At 44.5% G+C, this 26914-nt stretch carries 24 protein-coding genes; 16 read left to right on the top strand and 8 right to left on the bottom strand.

Annotated elements, in window-relative coordinates; all coding sequences use genetic code 11:
* Positions 1-183 precede the first annotated feature (183 nt).
* From WA407_RS00670 to WA407_RS00660, 3 genes are all read left to right on the top strand, one after another.
* The gene (locus WA407_RS00670; protein WP_023991039.1) at positions 184-660 is read left to right on the top strand and encodes a DsrE/DsrF/DrsH-like family protein; all 477 of its coding nucleotides are present in this window, start codon (positions 184-186) and stop codon (positions 658-660) included.
* A 135-nt stretch (positions 661-795) separates the two neighbouring features.
* A complete protein-coding gene (locus WA407_RS00665) occupies positions 796-2304 on the top strand; it encodes an aminotransferase class V-fold PLP-dependent enzyme (RefSeq protein WP_235306758.1) in 1509 nt (502 codons plus the stop codon).
* 81 nt (positions 2305-2385) lie between these two features.
* The gene (locus WA407_RS00660) at positions 2386-2895 is read left to right on the top strand and encodes a DUF1036 domain-containing protein (protein ID WP_336076753.1); all 510 of its coding nucleotides are present in this window, start codon (positions 2386-2388) and stop codon (positions 2893-2895) included.
* Between the two features lie 102 nt (positions 2896-2997).
* On the opposite strand, the gene WA407_RS00655 is transcribed toward WA407_RS00660, so the two are convergent.
* Entirely contained in the window at positions 2998-4050 is a 1053-nt protein-coding gene (locus WA407_RS00655) for an LLM class flavin-dependent oxidoreductase (RefSeq protein WP_134902742.1), read from the bottom strand.
* Between the two features lie 237 nt (positions 4051-4287).
* Between WA407_RS00655 and WA407_RS00650 the strand changes: the two genes are divergently transcribed.
* Positions 4288-5043, top strand: coding sequence for an AIM24 family protein (locus tag WA407_RS00650; RefSeq protein ID WP_068939217.1), 756 nt, complete (start codon positions 4288-4290; stop codon positions 5041-5043).
* 40 nt (positions 5044-5083) lie between these two features.
* Here the strand turns inward: WA407_RS00650 and WA407_RS00645 are convergent, their stop codons facing one another.
* Together WA407_RS00645 and WA407_RS00640 are read right to left on the bottom strand one after the other, a co-directional pair.
* Positions 5084-5425: a zinc ribbon domain-containing protein YjdM gene (locus WA407_RS00645; RefSeq protein WP_336076567.1), complete on the bottom strand. Its 342-nt coding sequence runs from the start codon at positions 5423-5425 to the stop codon at positions 5084-5086.
* 189 nt (positions 5426-5614) lie between these two features.
* Entirely contained in the window at positions 5615-6481 is an 867-nt protein-coding gene (locus tag WA407_RS00640; protein WP_336076566.1) for an SDR family oxidoreductase, read from the bottom strand.
* Between the two features lie 139 nt (positions 6482-6620).
* Between WA407_RS00640 and WA407_RS00635 the strand changes: the two genes are divergently transcribed.
* The gene (locus tag WA407_RS00635) at positions 6621-7511 is read left to right on the top strand and encodes a diacylglycerol/lipid kinase family protein (protein ID WP_336076565.1); all 891 of its coding nucleotides are present in this window, start codon (positions 6621-6623) and stop codon (positions 7509-7511) included.
* 18 nt (positions 7512-7529) lie between these two features.
* On the opposite strand, the gene WA407_RS00630 is transcribed toward WA407_RS00635, so the two are convergent.
* On the bottom strand, positions 7530-8072 hold the full coding sequence (locus tag WA407_RS00630) for a hypothetical protein (RefSeq protein ID WP_023991046.1): 543 nt from the start codon (positions 8070-8072) through the stop codon (positions 7530-7532).
* Between the two features lie 94 nt (positions 8073-8166).
* Between WA407_RS00630 and WA407_RS00625 the strand changes: the two genes are divergently transcribed.
* Both WA407_RS00625 and WA407_RS00620 read left to right on the top strand, forming a co-directional pair.
* Complete coding sequence (locus WA407_RS00625; protein ID WP_336076564.1) at positions 8167-9081, top strand: phosphatidate cytidylyltransferase; 915 nt, start codon at positions 8167-8169, stop codon at positions 9079-9081.
* 160 nt (positions 9082-9241) lie between these two features.
* Positions 9242-9583 (top strand): DUF3243 domain-containing protein, encoded by a 342-nt coding sequence (locus WA407_RS00620; RefSeq protein WP_254328054.1) that lies wholly within the window; start codon positions 9242-9244, stop codon positions 9581-9583.
* Positions 9584-9666: 83 nt separating this feature from the next.
* Here the strand turns inward: WA407_RS00620 and WA407_RS00615 are convergent, their stop codons facing one another.
* Together WA407_RS00615 and WA407_RS00610 are read right to left on the bottom strand one after the other, a co-directional pair.
* Positions 9667-11646 (bottom strand): PTS fructose transporter subunit IIABC, encoded by a 1980-nt coding sequence (locus WA407_RS00615; protein ID WP_336076563.1) that lies wholly within the window; start codon positions 11644-11646, stop codon positions 9667-9669.
* A gap of 165 nt (positions 11647-11811) precedes the next feature.
* On the bottom strand, positions 11812-13764 hold the full coding sequence (locus WA407_RS00610) for a BglG family transcription antiterminator (protein WP_336076562.1): 1953 nt from the start codon (positions 13762-13764) through the stop codon (positions 11812-11814).
* A 150-nt stretch (positions 13765-13914) separates the two neighbouring features.
* Here WA407_RS00610 and WA407_RS00605 point away from each other — a divergent pair, with 150 nt between their 5' ends.
* From WA407_RS00605 to WA407_RS00585, 5 genes are all read left to right on the top strand, one after another.
* Entirely contained in the window at positions 13915-14643 is a 729-nt protein-coding gene (locus tag WA407_RS00605) for an SDR family oxidoreductase (protein ID WP_336076561.1), read from the top strand.
* A gap of 23 nt (positions 14644-14666) precedes the next feature.
* On the top strand, positions 14667-15104 hold the full coding sequence (locus tag WA407_RS00600; RefSeq protein WP_336076560.1) for a MerR family transcriptional regulator: 438 nt from the start codon (positions 14667-14669) through the stop codon (positions 15102-15104).
* Between the two features lie 123 nt (positions 15105-15227).
* Entirely contained in the window at positions 15228-16070 is an 843-nt protein-coding gene (locus WA407_RS00595; protein WP_336076559.1) for a GNAT family N-acetyltransferase, read from the top strand.
* Between the two features lie 347 nt (positions 16071-16417).
* The gene (locus WA407_RS00590; RefSeq protein ID WP_336076558.1) at positions 16418-17539 is read left to right on the top strand and encodes an RDD family protein; all 1122 of its coding nucleotides are present in this window, start codon (positions 16418-16420) and stop codon (positions 17537-17539) included.
* 294 nt (positions 17540-17833) lie between these two features.
* Positions 17834-18874 (top strand): CdaR family transcriptional regulator, encoded by a 1041-nt coding sequence (locus WA407_RS00585; RefSeq protein ID WP_336076557.1) that lies wholly within the window; start codon positions 17834-17836, stop codon positions 18872-18874.
* Between the two features lie 173 nt (positions 18875-19047).
* Here the strand turns inward: WA407_RS00585 and WA407_RS00580 are convergent, their stop codons facing one another.
* Positions 19048-20193 (bottom strand): glycerate kinase family protein, encoded by a 1146-nt coding sequence (locus tag WA407_RS00580; RefSeq protein WP_336076556.1) that lies wholly within the window; start codon positions 20191-20193, stop codon positions 19048-19050.
* 21 nt (positions 20194-20214) lie between these two features.
* Complete coding sequence (locus WA407_RS00575) at positions 20215-21510, bottom strand: GntP family permease (protein WP_336076555.1); 1296 nt, start codon at positions 21508-21510, stop codon at positions 20215-20217.
* A 221-nt stretch (positions 21511-21731) separates the two neighbouring features.
* Between WA407_RS00575 and WA407_RS00570 the strand changes: the two genes are divergently transcribed.
* The 4 genes from WA407_RS00570 to gnd all read left to right on the top strand — a co-directional run bounded on the left by WA407_RS00570 (position 21732) and on the right by gnd (position 26879).
* Positions 21732-22463 (top strand): GntR family transcriptional regulator, encoded by a 732-nt coding sequence (locus tag WA407_RS00570; RefSeq protein ID WP_254326328.1) that lies wholly within the window; start codon positions 21732-21734, stop codon positions 22461-22463.
* Positions 22456-23994 carry a gluconokinase gene (gene gntK, locus WA407_RS00565; RefSeq protein ID WP_336076554.1) on the top strand — a complete coding sequence of 513 codons (1539 nt, stop codon included), beginning with the start codon at positions 22456-22458 and terminating at the stop codon, positions 23992-23994. Before WA407_RS00570 ends, gntK begins: the two co-directional genes overlap by 8 nt.
* Positions 23995-24021: 27 nt before the next feature.
* Positions 24022-25368: a GntP family permease gene (locus WA407_RS00560; RefSeq protein ID WP_023991059.1), complete on the top strand. Its 1347-nt coding sequence runs from the start codon at positions 24022-24024 to the stop codon at positions 25366-25368.
* 107 nt (positions 25369-25475) lie between these two features.
* Positions 25476-26879 carry a decarboxylating NADP(+)-dependent phosphogluconate dehydrogenase gene (gnd, locus tag WA407_RS00555; protein ID WP_336076553.1) on the top strand — a complete coding sequence of 468 codons (1404 nt, stop codon included), beginning with the start codon at positions 25476-25478 and terminating at the stop codon, positions 26877-26879.
* Positions 26880-26914: the final 35 nt, after the last annotated feature.

Below are 26914 nucleotides of genomic sequence, written 5' to 3'. Positions count from 1 at the left end.
CCTACTAATATTCCATAAAACAATGGTGCTATGTAATTTCCGTAGATAATAATAATAACATATATTGAATAGTGCTCTTGAATCCGACACATGTCCTGTAATTGTGATTAATATGTGAACTGGGCATACTTCTCATTCCCAAATCCATACTGAATATATCTGTTGGTAATGGAGGCGGGAATTATGGATAAAAGGATGAATCTGCTTATGTTCAGCGGCGATTATGATAAGGCAATGGCTGGACTGATTCTGGCAAATACAGCTCGGGAGCTGGATGTGGACGTGACGATGTTTTTTGCGTTCTGGGGACTATTTCTGGTTCGTGACCCTGACAAGATGACGTTTGAAGACAAGACGATTTATGAAAAAATCATGGGCTGGATGACTCCAAAAGGACCCGAGGAACTGCCATTGTCCAAAATGAATTTTAGTGGCCTTGGCAAGCTGATGCTGACGGAAATGATCGAAGATAACGAAGCCCCGAAGCTCATTCATTTCTTGAAAGGAGCGCGGAAGAAAAATGTAAAATTTTATGCCTGTAAGCTATCGGTCGATATTATGGGTTTTAAACCGGAAGAATTTATACCTGAACTGGAAATTATCGAGGCCAAAACGTATCTAAAAGATGCGCTCGAATCCGATATGCAGTTGTTTATATAAGATAGACCTACTGCCTTATCCCGCTTTTGGATGAGGCTTTTATTGTGACTAAATGATGACACTCGCCTATTTTTTTTAACCCATTCGGGCCTACCTACGTACCCTAAGAAGACAGAACGACTTGGGAGGCGCCGTATGCTCATGGCTCGAATTGGAAGCAGTAATTGTAGGTATCAGCCTTCTAACGAGGCTTATTTCCAAAGGTATCGTGAAAGTACAATCGGATATCACCAGACCTTTGAATCTCCATACGGGCAAAAAAAGCTGATTTATGCGGATTGGGCAGCCAGCGGCCGTCTGTATGGACCCATCGAGTCGAAAATAGCAAATGAATTAGGCCCTTTCGTGGCGAACACGCATACGGAGTCTAATTTGACAGGAACTCTGATGACCCAAGCCTATGAAGAAGCGAAACAAATCATTAAAAGCCACGTTCATGCCAATGAACATGATATCATCCTGTTCGCCGGGTCCGGTATGACAGGTGCAGTGAATAAGCTTCAGCGACTGTTAGGATTGAAAATACATGAAAAACTAAAGCCTCTCTACCCCATCGCCGAAAAAGAACGCCCCGTTATTTTCGTTACACACATGGAGCATCATTCCAATCATATTTCCTGGGCAGAAACCATTGGCGACGTTGTGTGTCTTCCTCCAGGTCCCGGCGGAATGGTCGATCTAACTCATCTCGAACGACTGCTGCTTCAATTCCGGCATCGCCCTATCAAAATCGGCGCCTTTACCGCTTGCTCCAATGTTACAGGGTTCGAAGTACCGATTTACCAGCTAGCCCGCAAAATGCACGAACATGGCGGCGTTTGTTTCGTTGATTTTTCGGCAAGCGCACCTTATACCGAGATCAACATGCACCGCACAGATCCCCTTGAGAAACTGGACGGGATTGTATTTTCACCCCACAAATTTCTTGGGGGTCCCGGTACAAGCGGCGTTTTAATTATGGATTCGAGGCTGTTCCTCCATTGTGCTCCAGATCAGCCCGGAGGAGGCACAGTTAACTGGACCAATCCTTGGGGTGGATACGAGTATAAAGATAATGCTGAAGCCCGTGAGGATGGAGGGACGCCTGCCTTTCTACAGGCCGTTCGAACCGCGCTCTGCATTCGGCTAAAAGAACAGATGGGACAGAAGCGTCTGTTGGAGCGCAAAAAGGAACTGACATCATTATTACTAAAGAGCTTGAGTACCATACCAGGGCTACACATCTTAGGAGGAAGCAGCCAAGAACGAATGGGAATCGTTTCTTTCGTTGTCGGCCATATTCACTATAACCTGATTGTAAAACTATTGAATGATCGGTTTGGCATTCAAGTCAGGGGCGGTTGCTCTTGTGCAGGCCCCTACGGACATTATTTGCTGGGCATCGACCCACAAACATCTAAACACATGACAGACCTGATCCATGCGGGAGACTTATCTCGAAAACCGGGCTGGGTGCGTCTGTCGCTCCATCCCATGATGACGAATCAGGAAGTCTCCTATATCGCCTCTTCCATACGGGCAATCGTGGAAAACATCATGACCTGGCAAAAAGATTATATCTATCAACCAGATACGAATGAATGGCAATCTATGAATGAACATCACAAAATAGACATCAGCAAATGGTTCAATTTTAGCGATTAAGAGACTCCTGTCCGTTCCCTTCCTTCAAAACTCTCATAGAATATTCTGTAGGATTAATATATGAGGAAAGAAGTGACGACAATGGGTCTCAATTTTCGCAACAGTACTAATGCGGCTATCTTTGTAGTCTTTGCCTACCCGGACTTCAGCTGTACTCCTGTTAACTACTCTAAAGCAGGCTGGTACCGTGTTAACCCCGGACAGACTGTTCAGTTGTGGAGCGGCTTCGCAGGAGGGAATACGTTCTTTTATTACGCTGAAGATGATTTTGGACGCGAATGGCGGGGTTCATATTTCACTCAAGTTCCTGAGAATGCCTTCAATTGGTGCTGGGATACAGGCTGTACCACTTGTAGAAGCGTGGGACTGCGGAGAATCGCAGTTAGCCCGTTCGTCTTCGACTATACTATCAACTTTGTAACGAGCAGCAGTCAAAGAAAACCTGCATCTTCCACACTCCGCATGACATTGCCTTCCAAAGCAACCCAAGAGAAACCTATCTTGCGCAGAGTTCCTGCTAAACCTAAGAGACTAAAACAAGGTAAAACCCTATTGCAAAAACGCATCACGCATAAAAAACGGACAAAATAAAAAACGATCTACCAGCTCACATATAGTTTTTTAGAACCCAAAAAAGGAGCGACCTCCCCCCCATGGCCTGCTCCTTTCTCTTTTATCTATGAGGTAACCCGCTTATTTACTCTCGGATTCCCACTTGGATATCTCTTCACGCACCCGTGGTGCTACCTCTGTTCCCAATAGCTCAATAGCTCTCATGACATCATCATGCGGCATCGTCCCGACGGGCACGTGGAGCAGAAAACGTGTAATGCCTACCTGTTTACGCAGATGGATGATTTTCTTGGCAACCGTGTCGGAATCGCCTACATACAACGCTCCTTCAAAGCTGCGTGCGGCATCGAAGCTGGAGCGAGTGTAAGGACCCCAACCCCGTTCACGCCCAAGCACATTCATGCTCTGCTGGGTAGAAGGGAAGAACTTATCCGCTGCCAGCTCAGTCGTCTCTGCGATAAAACCATGTGAGTGTGATGCAACCGGAAGCAGCGATGCATCATGACCGGCATGCCTAGCGGCTTTTTTATACAGTTCCACCAACGGGGCAAACTGTACAGGACTACCCCCAATAATCGCCAGAACCAACGGCAATCCGAGCAAGCCTGCACGAACCACAGATTCCTGATTGCCCCCACTCCCAATCCATACGGGCAACGGATTTTGAACTGGACGCGGGTACACACCCAAATTGTTGATTGCCGGCCGATGTCCGCCTTTCCAGGTAACTTTCTCGGACTCCCGTATTTTCAATAATAGCTCCAGCTTTTCATCGAATAATTCATCGTAGTTATCCAAATCATACCCAAATAACGGGAACGATTCGATAAAAGAACCCCGGCCTGCCATAATCTCAGCTCGTCCATTCGAAATGCCGTCCAGTGTAGCAAAATCCTGAAACACACGTACGGGATCATCCGATGAAAGCACCGTAACTGCACTGGTTAACCGAATTCGTTGGGTCTGCGCAGCAGCAGCAGCGAGGATAACGGCCGGAGCAGATGCTGCATAATCTTTACGATGATGCTCCCCCACGCCGTACACATCCAGCCCTACCTGATCTGCAAGCACAATCTCCTCGACAACTTCACGTATTCGTTGTGCATGACTGATGACCTCACCCGTTTGGGGATCCGGCGTTGTTTCTACAAACGTGCTTATCCCTATCTCCACTTGTTCTACCCCCTATTTTCATACGGCTGCCTTCGAAGCCAATCATTTTAAAAACCGATATCTTTATATTGAACCTTTTTTGCATCTTTTTCAAGCTCTCTTTTTCTAAGTCTGAAAACCAGCCAAGGGAAGTGTCTAGATTCGCCGCAGGAAAAGAAGTCTCTTTGTCGAATATTGTATGGAATAAAGAAGATTCCCATCCCACAACATGAATACAACAAGGAGGCACATACATTTATGGCTTTTGTCATTAACAATTTAAAGGATAACAGCAATGTTGCCATCACTGACCAATTAGGCGGATTTACGGTACTGGAATACATAACAGATTTGAGTTCCACCTCGGTGGAGGCTGCGAAAAACAATTACTATATGAGCAAAAGTAATATGCGCCGCAAACAACTCATGATCGAAATCAACAATAGCGAGATTATGATGAAGGCGGGAGCCATGCAATATACTGTGGGTAGCATGGAAATGACTACCGGTGTAAAAGGCGTTGGAGGCTTAATGCGAAACTTGGTGTCCGGTGCTGTAACCGGGACAGGTGCCATTAAACCACACTATAAAGGCACGGGTACCATCATGCTGGAGCCTACCTACCAATATATTTGGCTTATTGATGTGGACAATGATGATATTGCCATCGAAGACGGCTTGTTTTTGGCTTGTGACACGACGCTGGACATATCCGTCGTTGCACGTAGTAATCTTTCCTCTGCCGCACTGGGTGGAGAAGGGTTATTTAATTTAAGCGCCCGCGGAAAAGGAGTTCTGGCACTTCAAGCGCCAATCCCTTCCGAGGAAGCGGTCGTTATAGAATTGCAAAATGATGTGCTGAAGGTGGATGGTAACTTTGCCCTCATGTGGTCCAATACCTTACAGTTCACCGTCGAAAAATCTGGAAAAACCAAAATGGGCTCGGCTGCTTCCGGCGAAGGGCTGGTAAATGTGTACAGGGGAACAGGAACCGTATGGTTAGCGCCCTTATAAACAAAAAAAGGAGAAGCACCGGCTTCTCCTTTCTTACATTTTAATTCTTTTTTACAAACTCCGATTTGAGCTTCATTGCTCCAAAACCATCAATTTTGCAGTCAATATCGTGATCGCCATCCACCAGACGGATATTTTTTACTTTGGTGCCGATTTTCAAGACGGATGAGCTTCCCTTCACTTTAAGGTCTTTAATGACCGTTACAGAGTCACCATCCTTCAGAATATTGCCATTCGCATCTTTGACGACTTTTACGTCTTCACTGCTTTCAGATTCTGACTCGGCAGACCACTCATGGGCGCATTCCGGGCAAATGAACAGACTGCGGTCCTCATAAGTGTACTCTGAATTACATTCAGGACAATTTGGTAAATTAGACATGGTATTATGTACTCCATTCATTTTTATTTCTATTCCAAGCCTACCTTGGAGTTCCCTACAAGTATATTGGATAATCAGTCGCGGTTCCACTTATGAATGTAACTAAAACGGATGCTGACCTCTCTAGGTAGCATCCGTTTTAATCATAAGCAGTATCATATGTTGAAATTGTACTCTACGGCACGTTTGTTATGCTTTTGTTTGCTTTATCAGTTCACTAATTCCCTGGCTAAGCGGCGTAAGGGGGCGTTGCAACAGCTTCTCGAAATCGTTGCTTACGACATCCAGAGCTCCTTCGCGAATCGCTTGTTGAATACCGACAACAATAGGGATTGCACCTTCCGGGACTCCCGCACCGAGCATAACCTCGGCATACGTAGCATCATCCACCTGCTGCACAGGAACGTCTTTGCCCAGAACCTCAGCAAGTACTGCTGCAAACTCTTCTTGGGTAATCGGCTTACCGGAGAGCTCGTATATTGTATTCTCATGCCCTTCGCCAGACAAAACGGTTGCAGCTGCTTGCGCATAATCTGCGCGGGTAGCCCAACCTACTTTACCGGACCCTGCCGAGGTTAGCCAAGGAGCCCCCGCGAGTACGGATTGGATCGTGCCTGCTTCATTTTCCAGATACCAATTATTACGCAAGAAGGAGTAAGGAATACCTGACTCGCGAATGAACTCCTCCGTGATGCGATGTACGGGGGCAAGGAATAGAGTGCTGTCAGCGGCATTGGCAGCGCTAGTATAGGTGATGAAGCCTACTCCAGCACGTACAGCAGCATCAACAGCCGCTTTATGCTGACGGATTCTAGTATCATTATCCCCGTCTGCGGATATAATCAGCAATCGGTCTACTCCAGCAAACGCCTGATCCAGCGTCTCCGGTTTATCAAAGTCGCCATGACGAACGTCAACGCCACGAGACCTTAAGTTCTCTGCTTTTTCTGGATTTCTTACGCTAACAATAAGATCGTTTGCGGAGACAAATGTAAGCAACGTATCTGCCACGATGGAACCCAGTTGCCCCGTTGCTCCTGTTAATGCGATTTTCATATGAAATCCTCCATTCAGATTTTTGTTTACTTTTATATAGTAACTAAAAATATAACACATGTCTAATCTAGAGTCTAAAGGTCTGCTTTTCGGGTAAGAGTGGGTAACCCAAACTTTCCCCAGAGAAAGGAACCTGTATATGAAGAAAGCTATGATCATTGTAAATCCCTCTTCCGGCAAAGAGGAATCCCTCCAACATGTCAGCAGCGTAGAAGAAATTCTACGTGATCAAGGATACGTTGTTACGGTTAAAGAGACGGCAAAGGAACTGGACGCCACCCGTTTTTGCGTTAATGCGTGTGAGGAAGCTTGTGACCTAGTCGTTTCCATCGGTGGGGATGGCACACTTCACGAAACCATCAACGGCTTCATGGATCAAGACCACCGTCCAAGACTGGGTGTCATCCCCCTTGGGACAGTCAATGATTTTGCCCGTGCCTTACACATTCCGCTAAGTCCTGAGCTGGCAATCCGTACACTGACTTCTACCCGCGTGAAAAACGTAGATATGGGCCTCTTAAACGGCCGAATGTTTGCCAATGTGGTTGCCACAGGTTCGCTTGCTGAATCGCTATCAGCTGTATCATCAGACGATAAATCCATGTTTGGCACGTTTGCCTACTTCAAAGAAGGCATGAAAGAGCTTATCAGCCATCCTGCCCACTCACTTATCATCCACTATGATGACAAAACCTGGGAAGGCAAATCCCCACTCTTTTTGGCTACGTTAACCAATTCAGTTGGCGGATTCGAGAAACTGGCTCCCGATGCAGCTGTTGACGATGGTCTACTTCACTGCTTTATTTTCAAAAACCTCAATATATTGAACACCGTGACGGCCAGCATATCCTTATTTTTAGGCAACCTGAAGGATCATAGTGATATCGTTTACTTTACCGCAAAGCATGTAAGTGTCAGCTCCGCAGAACCGGTCAGTACGAATGTAGACGGTGAGGAAGGGCCGTCTTTGCCTATCGAGCTTGGTATTTTACCGCGTCATATCGAGGTAATTGTGCCGGAAGACGTTTAAGTAATGCGGTGCTGGTCCTCAAGCTTGAGGATCATACTCGCTCAATTTCCCCTCGTAGATCAAATGGAATCGATCACTTTGACGAAAATCATCTGGCGTAACAAGAGCGGGCAGTTTGTTCCATATTTTTATGCCGGATCGCTGTAAAATTTCCGCGACGAATTGGGAACAAAAATAGGAATTGCTGAACTCGACTGGCTCTTTGAGTGCAATACCAATCAAACCCAGTAAGTTATACATATATTTTTGACGACTTCGGATAAATACATGTAAAACTCGCTTCATTTTTTCAACTTCACGGTCGGTTACTTGAAGCTCGTAGATAACACATGTTGTATTCGGAAATCTGCTGTATGTACCTGTCTTAATATCTTCTTTCACGAAACCACCATCCAGAGGGTTATTAGGGGTCTTTCTCCCGAAGCTGTATAACTCCGAAAGTTCCCGGTTGAAGGAAATGGAGGCGTGATTGTATGGCGCTCTCGTATAGCTTTTAATGACTCTCGTAAGAAACGTTCCCGTATTCGTAAGCAAGATAAAGACGGATTGATCTGCTACCATTTACGAAATTTCCCCTTATCAAGTTTGAATTATTCCTTCATAATAACATAGAGCCCTAATGGAACCCTATTTCGCGATAAGTTGGTGAGTGGTAATGGATAGTTCGCTATTAACGTTAATCCTTATTTTTACAGCCTTATTGGTCATCCATCTGATTTACATAGTAGTAGTCAAAACACAGCCAGACAAAGACTATGCAGCTATTGGGCTTCGCATCAAGACATGGTGGGGCATGTTCTTTATCTTTTGCTTGGCAACTCTTTTCAATCCGATCGTTTCACTGCTTTCCTTGATGGCACTCACCTTTTTTGCGCTAAAAGAATACTTTTCCATGATTAGATCTAGAAAAGCTGATCGCAGATTGTTTCTATGGGCATACTTGGCGATTCCCGTACAATTTTATTGGATTTATATCGGGTGGTACGGAATGTTTATTGTCTTTATCCCTATCTATGTATTCTTGCTGCTACCGCTTCCGCGATTGATCAACAAAGGAACGGTTGGTTTTTTGCGCAGTGTCAGCTCGACCCAATGGGGACTCATGCTGATGGTTTTCGGGTTGAGTCATCTGGCCTATTTTCAGTTTGCTACGCCGCAATACGGAGCGAAACTTGTACTTTTTCTAGTGGTACTGACGCAGCTCAATGATGTCGTACACTATCTAGCATCACTCTATTTCGGAAAGCGGAAAATCGTCCCGACATCCAATCCCAATATAACTTGGGAAGGCTTTGCATTCGCTTTTCCCGCAACTATAGCGGCCTCCTATCTCATCTATCCCTACCTGACGCCGTTTGACCTGAAATTTGGAATTATTTTCGGCATGCTAATCAGCTTGAGCGGTTTCTTCGGCAGCTTAACGGTTTCCGTGCTGAAGCGGGATTTATTAATCGGCGATGATGATAAGTTCGATGCTTTGAAAAAAAGCTACTTAAGCCGGGTGGATAGCTTGACCTACACCTCGCCCGTCTTTTTCCACGTAATCCGTTATTTTTTTGACTTTATGTAGGATCAACTGTATTTTTCTTGGAATCTCTCTACTCTGTTTTCCTTCATCACTCCACGATACTCTGCTTGCTTCTCACGTTTTCACTTTAGTTAGTCGGGGTAAGTACACTATATCGGAAAAGTCCTTATCCCTTAAAAACAATCTTGAGGAGGCATTAGAAATGGCAGAGCACAATCATGTTGTAAATAAGGAAGGCGAATTGGCATTGAACAAAGTAGATAACGCTTTAAATCGGATAGACGACAGCAAAAAGGATGACATTCTGAGCAACTTTGATTCATTCAAAAGTTATTTGAGCGACAAGATTGAAATGGCTCAAAATATTGGTCTGAATGAGGAATTGATCGCAAAAGCAGCTGAGAAGATAGCTGGATATCTGGCAGCCAAAGAAGAACCTCGAAACAGCGAGGAGAAGCTCCTTCAGGAGCTGTGGAAAGCGGGGGACAAAGAGCAGCAGCATGCGCTTGCCCATATGCTAGTACGCATGGCACAATCCTCGTAAGAATACATGCTTTAGAAAAAAGAGGCTCCCGGCTGAAACTTCGGGAGTCTCTCTTCTTTAATTCAAGTTCTTATCGCATTGAATTAATGCACCTGATCCAGCAATTGATATGCTTCTTCCTTCGTTTTAACCGCCATGAGCGCTTCTCTAAAATGATCGTCCATCAGCTTACGCGACAACATTTGCAGCACTTTCAGATGCGCATTTTCCTTGCTGTTGCGCGGTACGGCAATCATGAAGATCAGTTTTGCTTCACTTCCGTCTGCACTATTCCAGTCAACACCGCCCTGCTTGATGCCGAAGACCACGCTTGGCTTCAGGACCGCTTCCGATTTGCCATGAGGAATGGCAATATTCATTCCAATGCCTGTGGAGCCTTCTTCCTCTCTGGCTAATATCGCCTGTTTGAAATCACTGGCAGAGCTTACGGCTCCAGTTCGCTCAAGTGCTCCGATCATTTCATCAACCACAGCATCTCGTGTCGTTCCTTCCAGATCCAAATTAATCAGATCCATCGTTACAATATCCGTCAGTTTCTCAATGTGAATGGCTTGTGGAGAAACGGCTGGCCCATTATTTGTAACAGTTGTTGAAGCAGATGACTCCGTAGCGTCCGTTGTAGTAATCGCAGATTGTCCAGCTTCCCCAGTAGCATCCGGAGTTACAGTTGCTGCAATATCTTTTTTCAGCAAGCTCACTAAGACAACCGATACGGCTGCGCCGACAATAACGGCGATAAAGAACATAAGCACATGGTCTACTGCACCAAGTACAGCTACAATCGGTCCACCGTGAGCTACCTTGTCACCTACATTCCCCAACATCGCAATGACTGAACCGACCATGGATCCTACCATGATACTAGGAATAACACGTAGTGGATCTTGCGCCGCGAATGGAATTGCACCTTCGGTAATACCGAACAACCCCATTGTGAATGTTGCCTTCCCAGCCTCGCGTTCCGCAGGTGCAAATTTACGTTTGTTGATCATCGCTGCAAGTCCCATCCCAATCGGCGGAATACAAATCGCAACGGCGATTGGCCCCATAATTTCATAATTCCCTTCGCCGATCATGGCCGAACCGAATAAGAAAGCAACTTTGTTCACAGGGCCGCCCATATCAAAGGAGATCATCGCACCTAGAATCAATGCCAGTAGAATTGAACTTGTACCTTGCATACCTGCAAGCCAACCTGTCAAAGCTTCAAACAATTGTGCGACTGGAGCACCAATCACAAAGACAAAGATTAATCCAACAATTAAAGATGCCAATACAGGGATAATAATTATAGGCATGATCGGCTGTAATGCTCGGCCAACCTTGATTTTTCGAATCCCAAGTGCAACATAACCCGCCAGGAAACCAGCGATAATGCCGCCGATAAATCCAGCCCCCGCCTCACTTCCATAAAAGCTGCCGTTCGCAGCAATGAATCCGCCAACCATACCCGGTGCAAGCCCCGGTCTATCTGCAATACTCATCGCGATAAATCCGGCGAGGATCGGTATCATAAAGGTAAACGAAGCCGAACCGATATCCTGAACCGTCTTCCAGAATGAACCGTCCGGTATAACCAGACCGCCTGGTGTCTTCTCACCGCCAATCGTCAACGCAATGGCAATGAGCAATCCCCCAATGACGATGAAGGGTACCATATAGGATACACCGTTCATCAAGTGGCGGTAGATGGGATTTTGTTTCGGTTTGTTCTCCTGTGAGCTACCTTCGGCAGAACGTGACTCTGCTTGGTACACAGGTACATTACCCTTCATCACCTGCTGGATCAATTCTTCTGGACGGCGAATGCCATCCTGTACGCCAACGACCAGCAGTTTCTTACCGACGAAGCGGTCTTTAACCACCGTTTTATCCGCTGCAATAATAATGCCATCTGCCTCACGGATCTCCTGCTCGGTCAGTTGATTTTCGACTCCAATGGAGCCTTGTGTCTCGACCTTCATCTCGATGCCCAGCTTTGCTGCTGCCTTTTGCAGATTCTCAGCTGCCATATACGTATGTGCAATTCCGTTAGGACATGAGGTAATCGCCAATATCTTCATAGTCTATTCCCCTTCTCTCTGTTGTTTCCGCTTACATTGATAGTATAAACGCCTATCTTGCTGTTATCGGACGAACTTTTTACCGGAACTTTCGGAAAAAAGGAATTATACCGGCAAAAAACAGGACTTATCTATAAGTCCTGTTCCAGAGCACAGCTTTTTAGTTTATCCCTTCATTCTCCCTAATAATCTCATCGCATCAGTCTCCTTAGATAAGGCATGAACCAAAGCAGGCTGCTCACTGATCAGGGACAATTCCTTAAATAACTGGCGCATCTCTTCCCGCCCATCCTGTTTGACCGCAAGCAAGAACACAAGCTCTACTTTCTCGGTTCCCCAGGTAAGCGGTTGCTTCAAGGTAGCGATTACAATGGAGGACTGCCTTATCCACTCAGAACCGCCATGCGGGATGGCTATGCCTCCCCCAATCGTCGTGGCCGACATTTTTTCTCGCGCCAGTACGCTGTCCACATAACCGGGCTCCACATATCCTTTGTCCTCCAGTATTTGCGCCAGCTTGGAGATCAATTGTTCCGGATGCTGCACTTCCTGCTGGGGAAAGACCAAAAAAGGTGTTGTATATTTAAAAAATACCGATTCTTCTGCTGCCCTATGTTCCGGCTCATCCAGTCGTCGGATCACTTGCTCCAGTCGACGTTCGTCCTTGACATCCAGCAAGGGAGAGACGAGAATGTGCGGAATGTTCATCTCTGGGAGATCTACAGTGGTAATGACGAGATCCACCTCCTGGGCTGCCAGATAGTCCTGGACTTCTGCTTTGGAAAGGGTTGTCTCCACATATACAGCCGGAAATTTACGTTCCACCTTGGTGCGTAGCAGTTGGGACATACCGATGCCCATGTGACACACGATGATGGCTCTCTGGGGATGACTCTCTTTCTGGTGCAATCGCTCCACAGAAGCCTGAAAATGCAGCGTTAAATACGCCGCCTCCTCCTCGGGGAAGGATAGCCGGGTCCATTTTCCCACCTCCTCCAGTGTAATAATAACTCGGTCGAACATGTAGGGGTACATCTTCTTGATCTCGGCCAGCATAGGATTGGACACGGTCAATCCATATTGAAGACGGTTCAGGGTCGTATATAAATGGACATTCAACCCTTTCAGTAACATCTTGTCTTTAGAAAAGGCAATCATATTCAGCTCGGACATCCGCCGGACTAACTGCTCAATCAACTCAGGCAAAAGCGGGTGGCTATCTGCCAGCTCACCTTGTTTTCCTGTTCTTCCCTCCTGCTGGTAACGGAACTTCCCGCTAAGCAGGTGCAGAGTTAAATACGCCGTCTCTTCCTTGGAAAAAGGCACAGCAAACAACTTTTGCAACTGCTGCAAAAAAGACGTAGCCCATGTAAATTCGCGTCTCTCCTGCAAAAAGGCAATGTCCTGCTTGGAGAGCGAAATGGGTTGCCCCATCTTGGTTCGTTTGACCATTAAGAGGATATGCAGCATTAGAGCTTCGAAAGCTTCGTCAGTAAAGCTGAGCTCATGGCGTTTTTGAAATGCTTTTAATTCATGATTTATGGTTGTAATCTCGTGCGATTCAAACTGTTTGCGCATCATCTGTCCTGTTAACTCAGGACTGTCAATCAGCTGGTTCATCCGCGCCAAAGCGATGCGCTTATTTTTCTCAGAGCCTTGAATGGTCAATCCAACGCGCTGCTTGGTAATCAAAGCCAGATCAAAGCTGTGCAGCCAGCCATCGATCTTCTCCATATCTCTACGAATCACCGTCTTGTTCACATAATACTGTGAAGCTAGATCCTGGATGGTCACAGGCTTGGCATTCATCAAGAGCCGATAGGCGAGATGCAGCACCCTTTCCTCATCCGACTCATGTTGGGCTGTACTCTCGTCCGCATACAGTCGATGGAACAATTCATTCTGATCCGCTTCACCCATCTCCAGATAAATGCCGCGTCCCGGCCTTCTCACCAGATTGGCATCAGAATGCTTGACGATATAATCTTCAATTACTTTCAGATCGTTGCGGATCGTCTTTTCAGAGCAGTCGGTCAGATCCGCCAGATCCTGCGCCAACCACAACCGGTCCGGTTCAGTTAGCAACATGCGTAAAATTTCCATTTGCCTTTTATTCATTCCATTCTCCCATCTTCCAAAATAAAGAATGTCCAGGGCATTTCGAGCTATATTTTTGCTGGTTTTGTGTTGACTTTAAGTATACTCCAAGTAGTACATTTAAAGCATGGTGGCCGCCAAATTCAAGAATAATGAAAAGAGGAATCGCTCATGACTATTGGGAAAACAGCCCTTATTACTGGGGCCAACAAAGGCATCGGGTATGAAACAGCCAGACAATTGGGGGGGATGGGTCTTACAATCCTGATTGGCTCACGGAATGAGCAGAACGGCCGGGAAGCGGTGGCTAAGTTGGCTAATGAGGGAGTAGAAGCCCGATTGATTTTGTTAGACGTGACGAATCAAAGTACGATTGATTCCGCAGTCCAACAGATCAAACAAGAATTCGGTTCCCTTGATGTACTCATCAACAATGCCGGCGTATCTCGGGGAGGAGCCACTCCTCCAAGTCAGTTCTCTTTGGACGATTTAAGAGAAACGTATGAAACAAACTTATTCGGTTTGGTCGCCGTGACGCAAGCCATGCTACCTTTATTGCAAGAATCCCCATGCGGTAGAATCGTTAACTTGTCGAGTGGCCTTGGTTCTTTAACCTTTAATAGCGATCCTGAGCATAAGCATGCCCATTTTAATTTGCTTGCTTACAATAGCAGTAAAGCAGCGGTTAATATGTTCACCGTCACCCTTGCCAAAGAATTCAAAGACTCACCTCTCAAAATCAATTCGGCTGACCCTGGGTTTACCGCCACCGACTTAAATGGCTTTACAGGAACGGGTTCGGTACAGCAAGCCGCTGCTGTCGTTGTTCGTTTAGCCACTTTAAATGATGGAGGGCCGACAGGAGGATTTTTCGACGCCAACGGAGAAGTACCTTGGTAACTGCTACTAAGGAGCTGAATACTTTGCAAGAAATTCCGGAGACGATAACCTCTATTAGCCAAGCCGCAGAACTAACAGGTTTAACAGAAGATACCATACGCTATTATGAGCGAATTGGCTTGCTGCCTTATGCGGAACGAAAGCCTAACGGCCACAGGTTCTACAGTAGAGATCAGATTCTCGGAATTATCTTTTTAACCCGATTAAAAGCCACTGGGATGATCCTAGAGGAAATGAAGCATTATCGAGAACTTTCGGAGCAAGGTAACATTACCCTTCCTGACAGGTACTCCTTACTTGAAAAACATAATCAGAAGATTCAACAAGAAATTTCCAGACTGATGGAAACCCAAAAAATTATTGAATATAAGCTCAACCATTATCGTGACCTCTCTACCAATCCTGATCTTAGCGATAAGAATTGCAACCCTACAACACACAGCACCAATCCCCTTTTTTAAGGGGTTTTTTTATTTTCAGCGGGAGATTGATGGAGCACCCTTAATTCCCTATAATCCAAATATAGCATGAATTTCTAGGGGGGAATAACGATAATCACCTATATGAGATGCAACGACGTCAGCATGGAACACATTTTCCAAGCATTTTCGCTTGGGTTCTCGGATTATTCCATTCGCCTGACCACGGATCAGGACGATTTCGCAGCACGTTTTTTTGGTCCAGAGGGTAATACACGGAATCACTCTTTCCTTGCCATGGATGAGGATCAACCGATCGGCTTAATTCTCGGCGGTGTCCGGCAGTTCGACGGGTACAAGACCATGCGTTGCGGCACGCTATGCATCGCTCCGGCTTACCGCGGTCAGGGGATTAGCAACAAGTTGCTGGAATTACATAAACAAACAGCCATCTCCGCGGGTTGCCAGCAGCTATGGCTCGAAGTCATCAAGGATAATCATCGGGCCGTCAAATTATATGAAAAGCAAGGCTATCAGCCACGCTATACGCTGAAATACTACAACGGCACTCTGCCCTCCGCCCCACCCGCTGCCCTCTCATCTTCGTATATTTTTAAGGAAGTTACATTTGATGACATCGCAGCTTTTCGAAAGACCCTTATCGACTGCCACATCCATTGGCAAAGTGACACACCTTATTACGCCACCAGTAGACAGGAAGCTTTTCTCGGCATCTACGAAGTAAATCAAACGTGCCTCGGCATGGTGAGCATGAGTGCTAAGGGTAAAATCAACTTTCTTTGGGTCGATCCTAAGCATCGCAACCAAGGATTAGGATGCGCCCTCCTTCATAGAGCAGCAGAGATCCAAAAGATTGAGAAGGTGTACATCTGTCTGTCCGACAATGACTCTCTTGAAGGCTTTATCCAAAAAATAGATCTCTCGAAAGACTCCATTGAGCAATATGAAATGGGTATGCTGCTGAAGGTCGATCATGTTGTACAATGATCAACCTTCTTCCTATCCATGCTCCCCTGCTTGATTCACCTAATCTATCATTTCTGAGAACGATTGATATACTCTGATTTGACCAATGCGCACATGTAAAGATCATCATATTTCCCTAACGTAAATTCATATTGGGAGAGGAGCCCTTCTTGCCGAAAGCCTGCTTTTTCAAGCAACCGCAAGGATTGGGCATTCTCTGGCTCTACTAGCGCCTGAATACGGTTCAACGAGAGAAAGGGATATTTATAATAATTTCTTTGTTTATAGAATGTTTTCCTAAACATGGATTATAAAATGACCGTTAATATAAGGAGTGTGTTTTTAATTATTAAGAAGAGGTGTATTTTTTGGACGAACAGCACATATCACACAATCCGCAGGAAACTTCAAGACAGACGTACATTCAGCATGGTCAAAATTATGGGGTAGATCCAAACAGGATGGCGGCGTTATCAAAAACATACGGGAATTCTACTCTGTTTAGACGGTGGGGAGCAACGGTTTTTGATTGCATATTTTTTGTAATCGGGTATATTTGTTTTTTTATTTCTGTCATTCAAATAACGGACAGATGGTTTTTGCCTTTAGCGATTGCAACCCGTTGTATTCTGCTTATTGCTTTCTTCAGCTATTATTTACTTTTGGAAGGTTACACAGGCTATACGCTGGGTAAGTTCGTTTTTCGTATTCAGGTGGTTAACGGGGAAGGAAAGCCTCCTGGTTTTCTTAAATCACTCATTCGTACGCTGCTCAGGCTAATCGACACCAATCCATTGCTAATGGGTGGGATACCTGCTGGTATCAGTGTGTTAGTAACTGCATCAAGACAACGAATTGGAGATTTAGCTGCAGGTACATATGTTGTAAAGGTACGGGATTTAGAGCCGATTAGCAAAAAGACAATGAAACGTTCGCTCTTTATATTTTTTACCGCAATGGTGATCTTGGGAGCCTCGTTTGTAAATGCTATTTTTATACTTGCAGACAGTTACGTACCTCCTGAAGTTCCAGTGAGCAAGAAAGAGCAAAGCTATGTAAGTAAAGATGGACGATTTCAAATCACGGCCCCGCTGGACTGGTCAACAGACCCGGACCGTGAAGGAAAGGCAGAGATTGCAATATTTAATCCGTACATCCAAAAGTCCGTTGTGGTACTATCCCACTCAAAAAAGCAATTGGGCAATATAACTCTCCAACAGTATGGTAAGAAAGCTGAAAATAACTTAACCAAAGAGTGGAACCTGTCCAGTGTAGGAGCTGTCTCTAACACAACCATTTATGGATATCCTGCCCTTGAGTTCGTGATTAAAGGCAAGAAAGATGTGGACAAATATGTTACCCATGTAGCGATTATTGAGACCGAAAGTAATTACTACCAGGTGCTTGGATATGCACCAGCGTCTAAAGATGCCCGTTTAAAGAAAGAACTACACGACATAACCTATAGCTTCCGCGAGGTTCGTCATTAGACAGCGTGGCTGGCAATAAAAAGGATAGACACAAAAAGCAGGTGCTCCTATGAGCCCTGTTTTTTTGCGTACAACTATACTCTTCCTTAGATTACACTCAATACAAAAATATATAACATCGTCTAATGGATTATCATAATACGCTGCAATTTCACATCTATGATAAAATTGACTGACATGTTCGGTAATCCGCCTTATCATATTGTTCAGATGCACAATGAATTGAAAACCCTTTCATTAAGGTGGTACATTAAAATACGCTATATCACTATAGATAAAGGAGGAATCCGGATTTTGTTTCAGCTCTCCGAAAAACAAGCCCAAGACATCGTAGACAAAATGATGAAGGATATTCCATACAATATCAATATTATGAATGAACGAGGCATCATCATTGGCAGCGGCGAGAGTGAACGAATCGGAACCATTCACCAAGGAGCTGTTCAGGCGCTCGAAACTGGGAAAATGGTTGAAGTGTGGCAGGACGGCCACTATGAGAAAAAAGGAACCAATGAACCGATTGTCATTCATCATGAGTTAGTTGGTGTCATTGGTATTTCAGGCAATCCCGATGAAGTGCGTCCTTTTTGCAATATTGTTAAAACTACAGTGTCTCTCCTGATTGAACAGCGGATCTCATTGGAGCATCTGGCCCATGAAGCCAATCGCAAAAAATCTGTGCTGGAAATGTTGTTAAATCATCAGGGAGCCTACACGCAAAAAATAAAAAAAGAAGCAGCTCAATATCACATTGATTTGCTTCTAAAAACTTCGGCTGTATATGTAAAGTATCTGCCTGCTGATCTAGCTCATTTAGCCGAGTTGTCCAATATATTCATGCAGCATCCGTCCTTTCGTATGGAGGAAGACTGCTATCTCATCCTGATACAAAATCAGGAGCCGACAGACAAACTGCTAGAGCCACTTGTACGCAGCCATCCCGATGTGCTGATTACGGTCAGCAGACAGGAGCACAACATTGCGGATGTTTATATGCAAGCCAAGTCAGCTATGAATGTTTTACTGGCTTTGCGCCCGCCTGTGCAAAAAATTTCTTTTGCGGAAGTCGAGTTTCTGGTCAAATTGAGTCAAACGAACCTGACGAACACGATCTATCTGGTTAGCAAGCTGGAAGATACTGTGGATTTGCTGGATACGCTGCGAAGCTTTATTAACCATAACGGCAGTGTCTCCTTTACCGCAGATGAATTAAATATTCACCGAAATACGCTGCAATACCGCCTGAAGCGCATCCATACCTTAACCGGTAAAGATCCCCGGAACCTCCTTCAGCTTTTTGAGCTTACGCATGGCTTATTGGCACTGTATCAATGAACTGCTGTTTCACGCCAGACCATGCACCAGTAATATCATATTTCCGCTCGCCGTCACTCCCCAATTTCTCAGCCAATCCAGCTTTGGCTAAGTTCGGGATTACAGGCGAGCGCTCGTATTATATCGTATTTGTATGATGCCGTTTTATGTTTATAACCCTCTTCTCCATCTGTTCATTTCTCGCTGAACTGAAGTACTCTTGCGATATTCTCGCACGTACGCTCTACGTTTTGCGGCCCTTCGGCCAGCAGCTTACCGAGCTCCGAGGCTCCCGGCACGATGCCAAACACCGCATCGATCCCTTCCTTGTACAACGTGTCGATCCCGTCCCCAATATAACCTGCGACCGCAATGACCTTTTTACCAGACTGTTTTGCCGCCTGAGCTACTCCATAAGGAGTTTTACCGAATTTGGTCTGAAAATCAATACCGCCTTCCCCCGTCAAAACGATATCGGCAGTGGCGAGCTTTTGTTTTAAACCGGTGTATTCAATCACAATTTCAATGCCTTTTTGCAGCGTCGCCTGAGTGAAAATCAATAAGCCCGCGCCCAATCCACCTGCTGCGCCTGCGCCTGGGAAATCGCGCACATCCTTGCCCAGCTGCTGTTTCACCACATCGGCGTAATGAGCAAGATTGGCATCCAATTGCTGCACCATCTCCGGGGTTGCCCCTTTTTGTGGCCCGAATACTTGAGATGCCCCATGCTCTCCGCACAGCGGATTTGTCACATCACAGGCTACAATCAATTGTACCTGCTGCAAGCGGTCATCCAGTGATGAAATATCAACACTGGCCAGCTCGCCCAGACTACCGCCGCCGCGCGGAAGAGTATTGCCTGTTGCATCTAGAAATCTAGCGCCCAGCGCTTCCGCCATTCCTGTACCGCCATCATTCGTTGCGCTTCCACCAATGCCGATGATAATTTTTCGAATTCCCTGGTTCAGACATTCACGGATTAACTCCCCTGTGCCGTAGGTTGTTGTCTTTAACGGGTTTTTGTTATCCTTATTGACCAGATGGATTCCACTAGCAGATGCCATCTCGATTGCCGCCGTGGTGCCGTCTCCCAGCAAGCCGTATGCAGCAGTTACAGGTTCTCCAAGCGGTCCTGTCACCTCGATATAACGAATCTGCCCGCCTGTCGCATCCACCAGTGACTGCACCGTTCCTTCACCGCCGTCCGCCATCGGTACGTGGACATAATTCGCCGCCGGATAGACCTTGCGCAGTCCTTTCTCCATCGCGATACACACTTCTTTAGCCGTCATGCTTTCTTTAAAAGAATCTGGTGCCAGCACAAATGTTTTCTCTCTCATCTTCTCACCCCATCGTGAATATTAAAGTAAAAATCCATACATAATTGTCGCTACAATTGCCATCGTTCCACCCACAATAGCTTCGTAAGGAATCAATCCCATCCGTTGTTTAATGCTCATTTTCATGCTGTCTGCCGTGACGTGAAAATAGTTGCCCTGCGGCAAGGAATCAATGACTGTAGCTCCTGTATGCACCATCACAGCTGCAGCGAGTGGGGCTGTTCCCATGTTCAGAATAGCTTCCCCAAACGAGCCTGTTGCCAAAATAACGCCCGTCGAGGTGGACGCCGTAGCAGCTGCCATCAGAATACCTGCAAGCGGTGCCAAAAATGTACCGGAAACTCCCGAAGCTTCAATCAGGCCAACCACCTGAGCAGACAAGTTGGAGGCAGAGATCAGACCCGCAATCCCTCCTGCACCGATCAAAATCAGCACGGTCGCCGTCATTTTATTCAAACCGGAGGCCGAATACTTCAGGATATTGCGCCCTTGTCCCATGGCCAGCATACCCACAATCCCAGCGATCGGCAAAATGTACATTGCATCCACCTTGAAATTCGAAAGTGCTTCAATACCAGAGATGGAACCAATCGGGTTAATCATCAGCAAAATAACAGCTACCAGCGGGGCTACAATCGCCCGTCCCAACGCCGGGTATTTCGATGTATCGACATCACTGTCCATGATATCCTGGTCGGACACCTTCACACCTTTGGTTTTCAACAAAGATGCCACCAAAACAGTCATGATTAAACCGCATATCGCAGGAACCACACCCGCCAACATCACGTGGCTTAAATCCAGATTAAATCCGCGCGCCGCTGCAATCGCATTAGGATTGGGAGAGATGATGTTCCCCGCTTTTCCGCCTCCAGACAAAGCCAACAGGAGCGCCAACTTGGAAATCCCCATTTTGTTACCGACCGACAATGCAATAGGTGCCACAATCAACACGGCAACGGGAATAAATACACCTACCGCCGTAATAATCATCGTCGCCAAGGCTAGCGCGAGTATCGCTTTACTGCCGCCGAACTTCTTTACAATAGCCTGCGCAATCGTCTCCGCTGCCCCGGATTCCATCATTACACCTGCCAATACACCTGCGGCAAGCACACGAATGACCGTCCCCATCACACTTTGCGTACCGTTTATTAACACGCTGATCGTCTGCTCCAAATTGGCTCCGCCTAATAAGGCGCCTACAATAGCTCCCAAAAATAAAGCGTAAACCGGATTCAGCTTTCTTAATATCAGAATAATTGCAATAGCCAGCCCTGCCAGAGCTCCTATCCAACTGATCGTCAATCCTTCCATCTGTCTAACCCCCCGGGCAATTTTTGATTACGCTTTCATTATATCGATTGCCGCACGTTAAAAATATTGAAGAACAGACGAAATTGATTGTGCATTTGAACAAAAAATCCGAACTTCAATTGGAACCTTTACAAAACAAATTTAATGAATACGCTTGCAAATTTAAAATTTCAGATTATAATACCTGTATACAAGTATACTTGATTAATTGAGAAGGTGAAATGATGGTCGAATCAGAATTCCTATATCCCTCCAAATGGCTTTTAAAAGCCTCAGCTGGTGATCGCGTAACATCCGAGCTTAGAATGCGCATTATTTCTGGCGGGATTGAAAGCGGTACCATATTATCTGAAAATAAACTAGCTGCTGATTTCACTGTAAGTCGCTCACCCATTCGTGAAGCGTTAAAAATACTGGCATCCGAAAATATCATTCGATTAGAAAGAATGGGAGCCGTTGTTATTGGTTTATCAGAAAAAGAGATAGAAGAAATTTATGATGTCCGTCTGCTCATAGAATCCTTCGTATTTGAACGTCTTGTAAAGATGGACACTAATGATTTGGCGAAGGAACTTAGTAAAATTCTCGAAATGATGAAAGTCGCCGTCAAATATAATGATGCTGATGAGTTTTCATATCAAGATGTCTTGTTCCATGAAACGATTATTCGTGCTGTCAATCATTCACATATTCTGATGATCTGGAATAATTTAAAGCCTGTTATGGAAAGTCTCATTCTTTTGTCGATGCGTATGCGCTTCACTGAAAAGTATGAAGATTTTACACGGATTATAAACAATCACGAACTTTATATTGAAGCAATCAAAGTAAAAGATAGAGACCTCATGATCAAGTCTTTACATGAAAACTTTGATGATGTTCAAGGTAAAGTAGAAGACCTATGGATGTCACAACAAATGCTATCTAAAGGAGTCGTGCAACAAAATGACTAACTATATGTTGGGTGTAGATATCGGGACCACAAGTACAAAAGCCGTTCTATTTAGCGAAAAAGGTGAAGTCATCCAACAAGAGAATATTGGATACCCGCTTTATACACCGGACATAGCGACAGCTGAACAAAACCCAGAAGAGATATTTCAGGCTGTCCTACAGGCCATTTCGAATATCATGAAACATCACTCACAAAAAAAGCTATCGTTTGTTTCATTTAGCAGTGCCATGCATAGTGTCATTGCGATGGATGAAAATGACCGCCCACTGACGTCTTGTATCACTTGGGCAGATAATCGAAGTGAAGCATGGGCACATAAAATAAAAGATGAGCTGAATGGCCATGAAGTCTATAAACGAACAGGAACACCCATTCACCCCATGTCACCCTTAACAAAAATAGCTTGGATTGTGAATGACCTTCCTGAAACCGCTGTCAAGGTTAAAAAGTATATCGGAATTAAAGAATATATTTTCAAAAAGTTCTTTGATCAATATGTAGTGGATTATTCCCTAGCTTCTGCCATGGGCATGATGAATCTAGAAAAATTAGATTGGGATGAAGAAGTATTAAAAATTGCTGGTATAACCCCTTCTCAATTATCTGAGCTCGTGCCAACAACCAGGATATTTACCAACTGTGATTCAGATTTAGCAAAAAAGATGGGGATCGATCCACAAACATCGTTTGTCATTGGAGCTAGTGATGGAGTCCTTTCTAATTTAGGTGTAAATGCGATACGAAAAGGCGAAGTTGCCGTTACAATCGGGACAAGCGGAGCTATTCGAACCATTATAGACAAGCCTCAAACAGACGAAAAGGGAAGAATATTTTGTTATGCCTTAACAGAAAAGCACTGGGTTATTGGGGGGCCGGTGAACAATGGCGGGATGGTCCTTCGCTGGATCCGTGACGAACTTGCCTCATCAGAAGTAGAAACAGCGAAAAGGCTAGGAATTGATCCATATGATGTACTAACCAAGATTGCTGAACGTGTAAGACCAGGATCTGACGGATTGTTATTCCATCCATACCTCGCTGGTGAACGTGCGCCATTATGGAATCCAGACGTACGTGGCTCATTCTTCGGTTTAACGATGTCACATAAGAAAGAACATATGATTCGCGCAGCCCTAGAAGGAGTCATTTACAATTTGTACACCGTATTTTTAGCTTTAACCGAATGTATGGACGGTCCTGTGACCCGAATTCAAGCTACTGGAGGCTTCGCAAGATCAGATGTTTGGCGGCAAATGATGTCTGACATATTCTCATCTGAAGTCGTCGTTCCAGAAAGCTACGAAAGTTCTTGTCTAGGAGCTTGTATTTTAGGCTTGTATGCCACCGGACAAATCCAGTCCTTTGAAGTCGTTTCTGAAATGGTTGGCAGTACCAACAAACATACACCAAAAGAAGAAGCAACCAAGGAATATAGGAAATTACTGCCGATTTTCATTAACCTATCCAGAGTATTAGAAGATGATTATACACGGATTTCCAATTATCAAAGAAGCTTAATTAAACACTAAAAAGATAAAAAGCAGGGGGTAATTACAATGCCATTAGTTATCGTAGCGATTGGAATTTTAGCATTATTAGTTTTAATAATGGGCTTCAAATTGAATACCTTTATTTCATTAATCATTGTATCGTTCGGCGTCGCTTTAGCACTTGGAATGCCATTAGAGGAAATTGTCAAAACCATCGAAGCCGGATTAGGCGGAACCCTTGGTCACTTAGCGTTAATCTTTGGACTTGGAGCGATGTTAGGTAAGTTGATCGCCGATTCTGGTGGTGCTCAACGAATTGCCATGACCCTCGTAGACAAATTTGGTGAAAAAAATATCCAATGGGCAGTCGTAGCTGCTTCATTCATTATCGGTGTGGCGTTATTTTTTGAAGTAGGATTAGTATTGTTAATTCCAATCATATTTGCCATTTCAAAAGAATTAAAAGTTTCTATTTTATATCTCGGGATTCCGATGGTTGCAGCTTTATCCGTAACACATGGTTTCTTACCTCCACATCCAGGGCCAACAGTTATTGCTGGTGAATATGGCGCGAACCTTGGTGAGGTTTTACTTTACGGTTTCATTATTGCCATTCCAACCGTTATTTTAGCTGGACCTGTATTTACTAAGCTTGCCAAAAAACTCGTACCTGCATCATTTACGAAAACCGGTAATATCGCCTCTTTAGGTGAACAAAAAGTATTTAAATCCGAGGAAACTCCGGGATTTGGTATCAGTGTATTTACTGCAATGCTTCCTGTTATTTTAATGTCTATTGCTACGGTTATTACTTTGCTTCAAAAAACAATGGGATTTGAAGATAGCAGTTTACTAGCAGCGATCCGTTTTATTGGTGATGCATCAACTTCCATGTTAATTTCCTTACTGGTAGCTGTCTACACCATGGGAATAGCACGAAAAATTCCAATCAAAAATGTAATGGCATCTTGTACAACGGCTATTACTCATATTGGGATGATGCTCTTAATCATTGGGGGTGGCGGAGCCTTCAAACAAGTACTGATTAATGGCGGCGTAGGTGACTATGTGGCTGAATTATTCAATGGAACTACATTATCACCCATCTTACTTGCCTGGATTATCGCTGCAATATTACGTATTTCCTTAGGTTCTGCAACTGTTGCAGCTTTAACAACCGCTGGTTTAGTTATTCCGATGTTAGGACAATCCGACGTTAATCTTGCTTTAGTTGTGCTTGCAACGGGAGCGGGTAGTTTAATAGCTTCACATGTTAACGATGCTGGTTTCTGGATGTTTAAAGAATATTTTGGTTTAAGCATGAAAGAAACATTTGCAACATGGACATTGCTTGAGACCATCATTTCTGTAGCTGGATTAGGATTTATTTTAGTACTAAGTTTATTCGTATAAACCATGATTCCCGGGCGGTAGATCCCCCACTTATTTTTCTTAGAATCTTCTAAGCCTATAAGTGAGGATCTATGGCCTATTCATTTCAAATAAAAGGAGCAGAAAAAATGTCCAACACAATTGGTGTCATTGGTTTAGGGGTAATGGGCCGTAATATCGCTTTAAATATGGCTGGTAAGGGTGAGCAAGTCGCTGTCTATAATTATACGAGGGATTTAACGGATGATCTTGTTAAAAAAAGTGAAGGTCACTCCATCCATCCCTACTACGAAATTCAAAATTTTGTTTACTCCTTAAAAACTCCAAGGAAAATCTTCCTTATGGTAACAGCGGGCAAACCGGTCGATTCGGTAATAGGTACATTAGTACCCTTCCTTGAAGCAGGCGATGTGATCATGGACGGTGGTAACTCCCATTACAAAGATACGGAACGTAGATATGATGAATTGAAGTCAAAAGGAATCGGTTATTTAGGAATCGGTATTTCCGGCGGCGAAGTTGGGGCTTTAAATGGACCTTCGATCATGCCTGGTGGAGATAAAAACGTATATGAAAAAGCAGCTTCTATTCTAACAAAAATAGCGGCCCACGTGGACGGAGACCCTTGTTGTGTTTATATGGGTCCAAAAGGTTCCGGTCACTTTGTAAAAATGGTACATAACGGAATCGAGTATGCAGATATGCAATTAATCGCAGAAACATATACATTTTTAAGAAAAAGGTTACGTTTATCTGTGAATGAAATTGCTGATATCTTTGAAATATGGAATCAAGGGGAACTGAAAAGTTATTTAATCCAAATCACAGCAGAGATTTTACGGAAAAAGGATGATGTAACAGGCTTACCACTAATCGATGTGATTCTTGATAAAACAGGGCAAAAGGGCACAGGTAAATGGACAAGCATTCAAGCAATTGACAATGGGATCCCATCATCCATTATTACAGAGTCATTGTTTGCCCGTTACATCTCCTCTTTAAAAGAAGAACGAGTTTATGCAGAAAATATTCTAACAGGACCAGGGATTGATCAGCGAAGTTTAAATAAAGATGTGTGGATTGAGTACATTAGACAAGCTTTTTATATGGGTAAAATTTGTGCCTACGCGCAAGGATTTATACAATATAAAATGACTTCTGAACTTTACGGATGGAATTTACCTTTAAAGGATATAGCCCTTATTTTCCGTGGTGGTTGCATCATTCGTGCTGAATTCTTAAACGTAATAAGCGAAACATATCAAGAACAGCCGAATTTGGCTAATCTATTAATCGCCCCGTATTTTGCTGAAAAGGTTAAAGAGTATCAAAAAGGATTGCGAAAAGTTGTCTGTGAGGGTATTAATTCTGGCACTTCGTTTCCATGTTTAAGTGCTTCACTTACTTATTATGATAGTTACCGGACAGGCATTTCGAATGCTAACCTTTTGCAAGCACAAAGGGATTATTTTGGTGCCCATACTTATGAACGAAGTGATGCAGCAGGGTCCTTTCACACAAACTGGCAGTGATCGATAGTGGTAGTAAATCTCCAGTGTCTATACTA

The organism is Paenibacillus sp. 203 (genome assembly GCF_037027525.1).
GTDB classification, from domain to species: domain Bacteria; phylum Bacillota; class Bacilli; order Paenibacillales; family Paenibacillaceae; genus Paenibacillus; species Paenibacillus polymyxa_B.
The sequence above is the reverse complement of the archived record's forward strand: the minus strand, read 5'-3'. Positions and strand labels throughout refer to the sequence as shown.

Bases quoted from the DNA above. Each gene is read 5' to 3' on its own strand.
- WA407_RS00595 (WP_336076559.1), top strand. From the start codon at position 15,228: ATGGAACACATTTTCCAAGCATTTTCGCTTGGGTTCTCGGATTATTCC.
- gnd (WP_336076553.1), top strand. From the start codon at position 25,476: ATGTCCAACACAATTGGTGTCATTGGTTTAGGGGTAATGGGCCGTAAT.
- WA407_RS00635 (WP_336076565.1), top strand. From the start codon at position 6,621: ATGAAGAAAGCTATGATCATTGTAAATCCCTCTTCCGGCAAAGAGGAA.
- WA407_RS00580 (WP_336076556.1), bottom strand. From the start codon at position 20,193: ATGAGAGAGAAAACATTTGTGCTGGCACCAGATTCTTTTAAAGAAAGC.
- WA407_RS00660 (WP_336076753.1), top strand. From the start codon at position 2,386: ATGGGTCTCAATTTTCGCAACAGTACTAATGCGGCTATCTTTGTAGTC.
- WA407_RS00575 (WP_336076555.1), bottom strand. From the start codon at position 21,510: ATGGAAGGATTGACGATCAGTTGGATAGGAGCTCTGGCAGGGCTGGCT.
- WA407_RS00640 (WP_336076566.1), bottom strand. From the start codon at position 6,481: ATGAAAATCGCATTAACAGGAGCAACGGGGCAACTGGGTTCCATCGTG.
- WA407_RS00620 (WP_254328054.1), top strand. From the start codon at position 9,242: ATGGCAGAGCACAATCATGTTGTAAATAAGGAAGGCGAATTGGCATTG.
- gntK (WP_336076554.1), top strand. From the start codon at position 22,456: ATGACTAACTATATGTTGGGTGTAGATATCGGGACCACAAGTACAAAA.
- WA407_RS00665 (WP_235306758.1), top strand. From the start codon at position 796: ATGCTCATGGCTCGAATTGGAAGCAGTAATTGTAGGTATCAGCCTTCT.
- WA407_RS00605 (WP_336076561.1), top strand. From the start codon at position 13,915: ATGACTATTGGGAAAACAGCCCTTATTACTGGGGCCAACAAAGGCATC.
- WA407_RS00615 (WP_336076563.1), bottom strand. From the start codon at position 11,646: ATGAAGATATTGGCGATTACCTCATGTCCTAACGGAATTGCACATACG.
- WA407_RS00645 (WP_336076567.1), bottom strand. From the start codon at position 5,425: ATGTCTAATTTACCAAATTGTCCTGAATGTAATTCAGAGTACACTTAT.
- WA407_RS00630 (WP_023991046.1), bottom strand. From the start codon at position 8,072: ATGGTAGCAGATCAATCCGTCTTTATCTTGCTTACGAATACGGGAACG.
- WA407_RS00670 (WP_023991039.1), top strand. From the start codon at position 184: ATGGATAAAAGGATGAATCTGCTTATGTTCAGCGGCGATTATGATAAG.
- WA407_RS00560 (WP_023991059.1), top strand. From the start codon at position 24,022: ATGCCATTAGTTATCGTAGCGATTGGAATTTTAGCATTATTAGTTTTA.
- WA407_RS00610 (WP_336076562.1), bottom strand. From the start codon at position 13,764: ATGAATAAAAGGCAAATGGAAATTTTACGCATGTTGCTAACTGAACCG.
- WA407_RS00650 (WP_068939217.1), top strand. From the start codon at position 4,288: ATGGCTTTTGTCATTAACAATTTAAAGGATAACAGCAATGTTGCCATC.
- WA407_RS00625 (WP_336076564.1), top strand. From the start codon at position 8,167: ATGGATAGTTCGCTATTAACGTTAATCCTTATTTTTACAGCCTTATTG.
- WA407_RS00570 (WP_254326328.1), top strand. From the start codon at position 21,732: ATGATGGTCGAATCAGAATTCCTATATCCCTCCAAATGGCTTTTAAAA.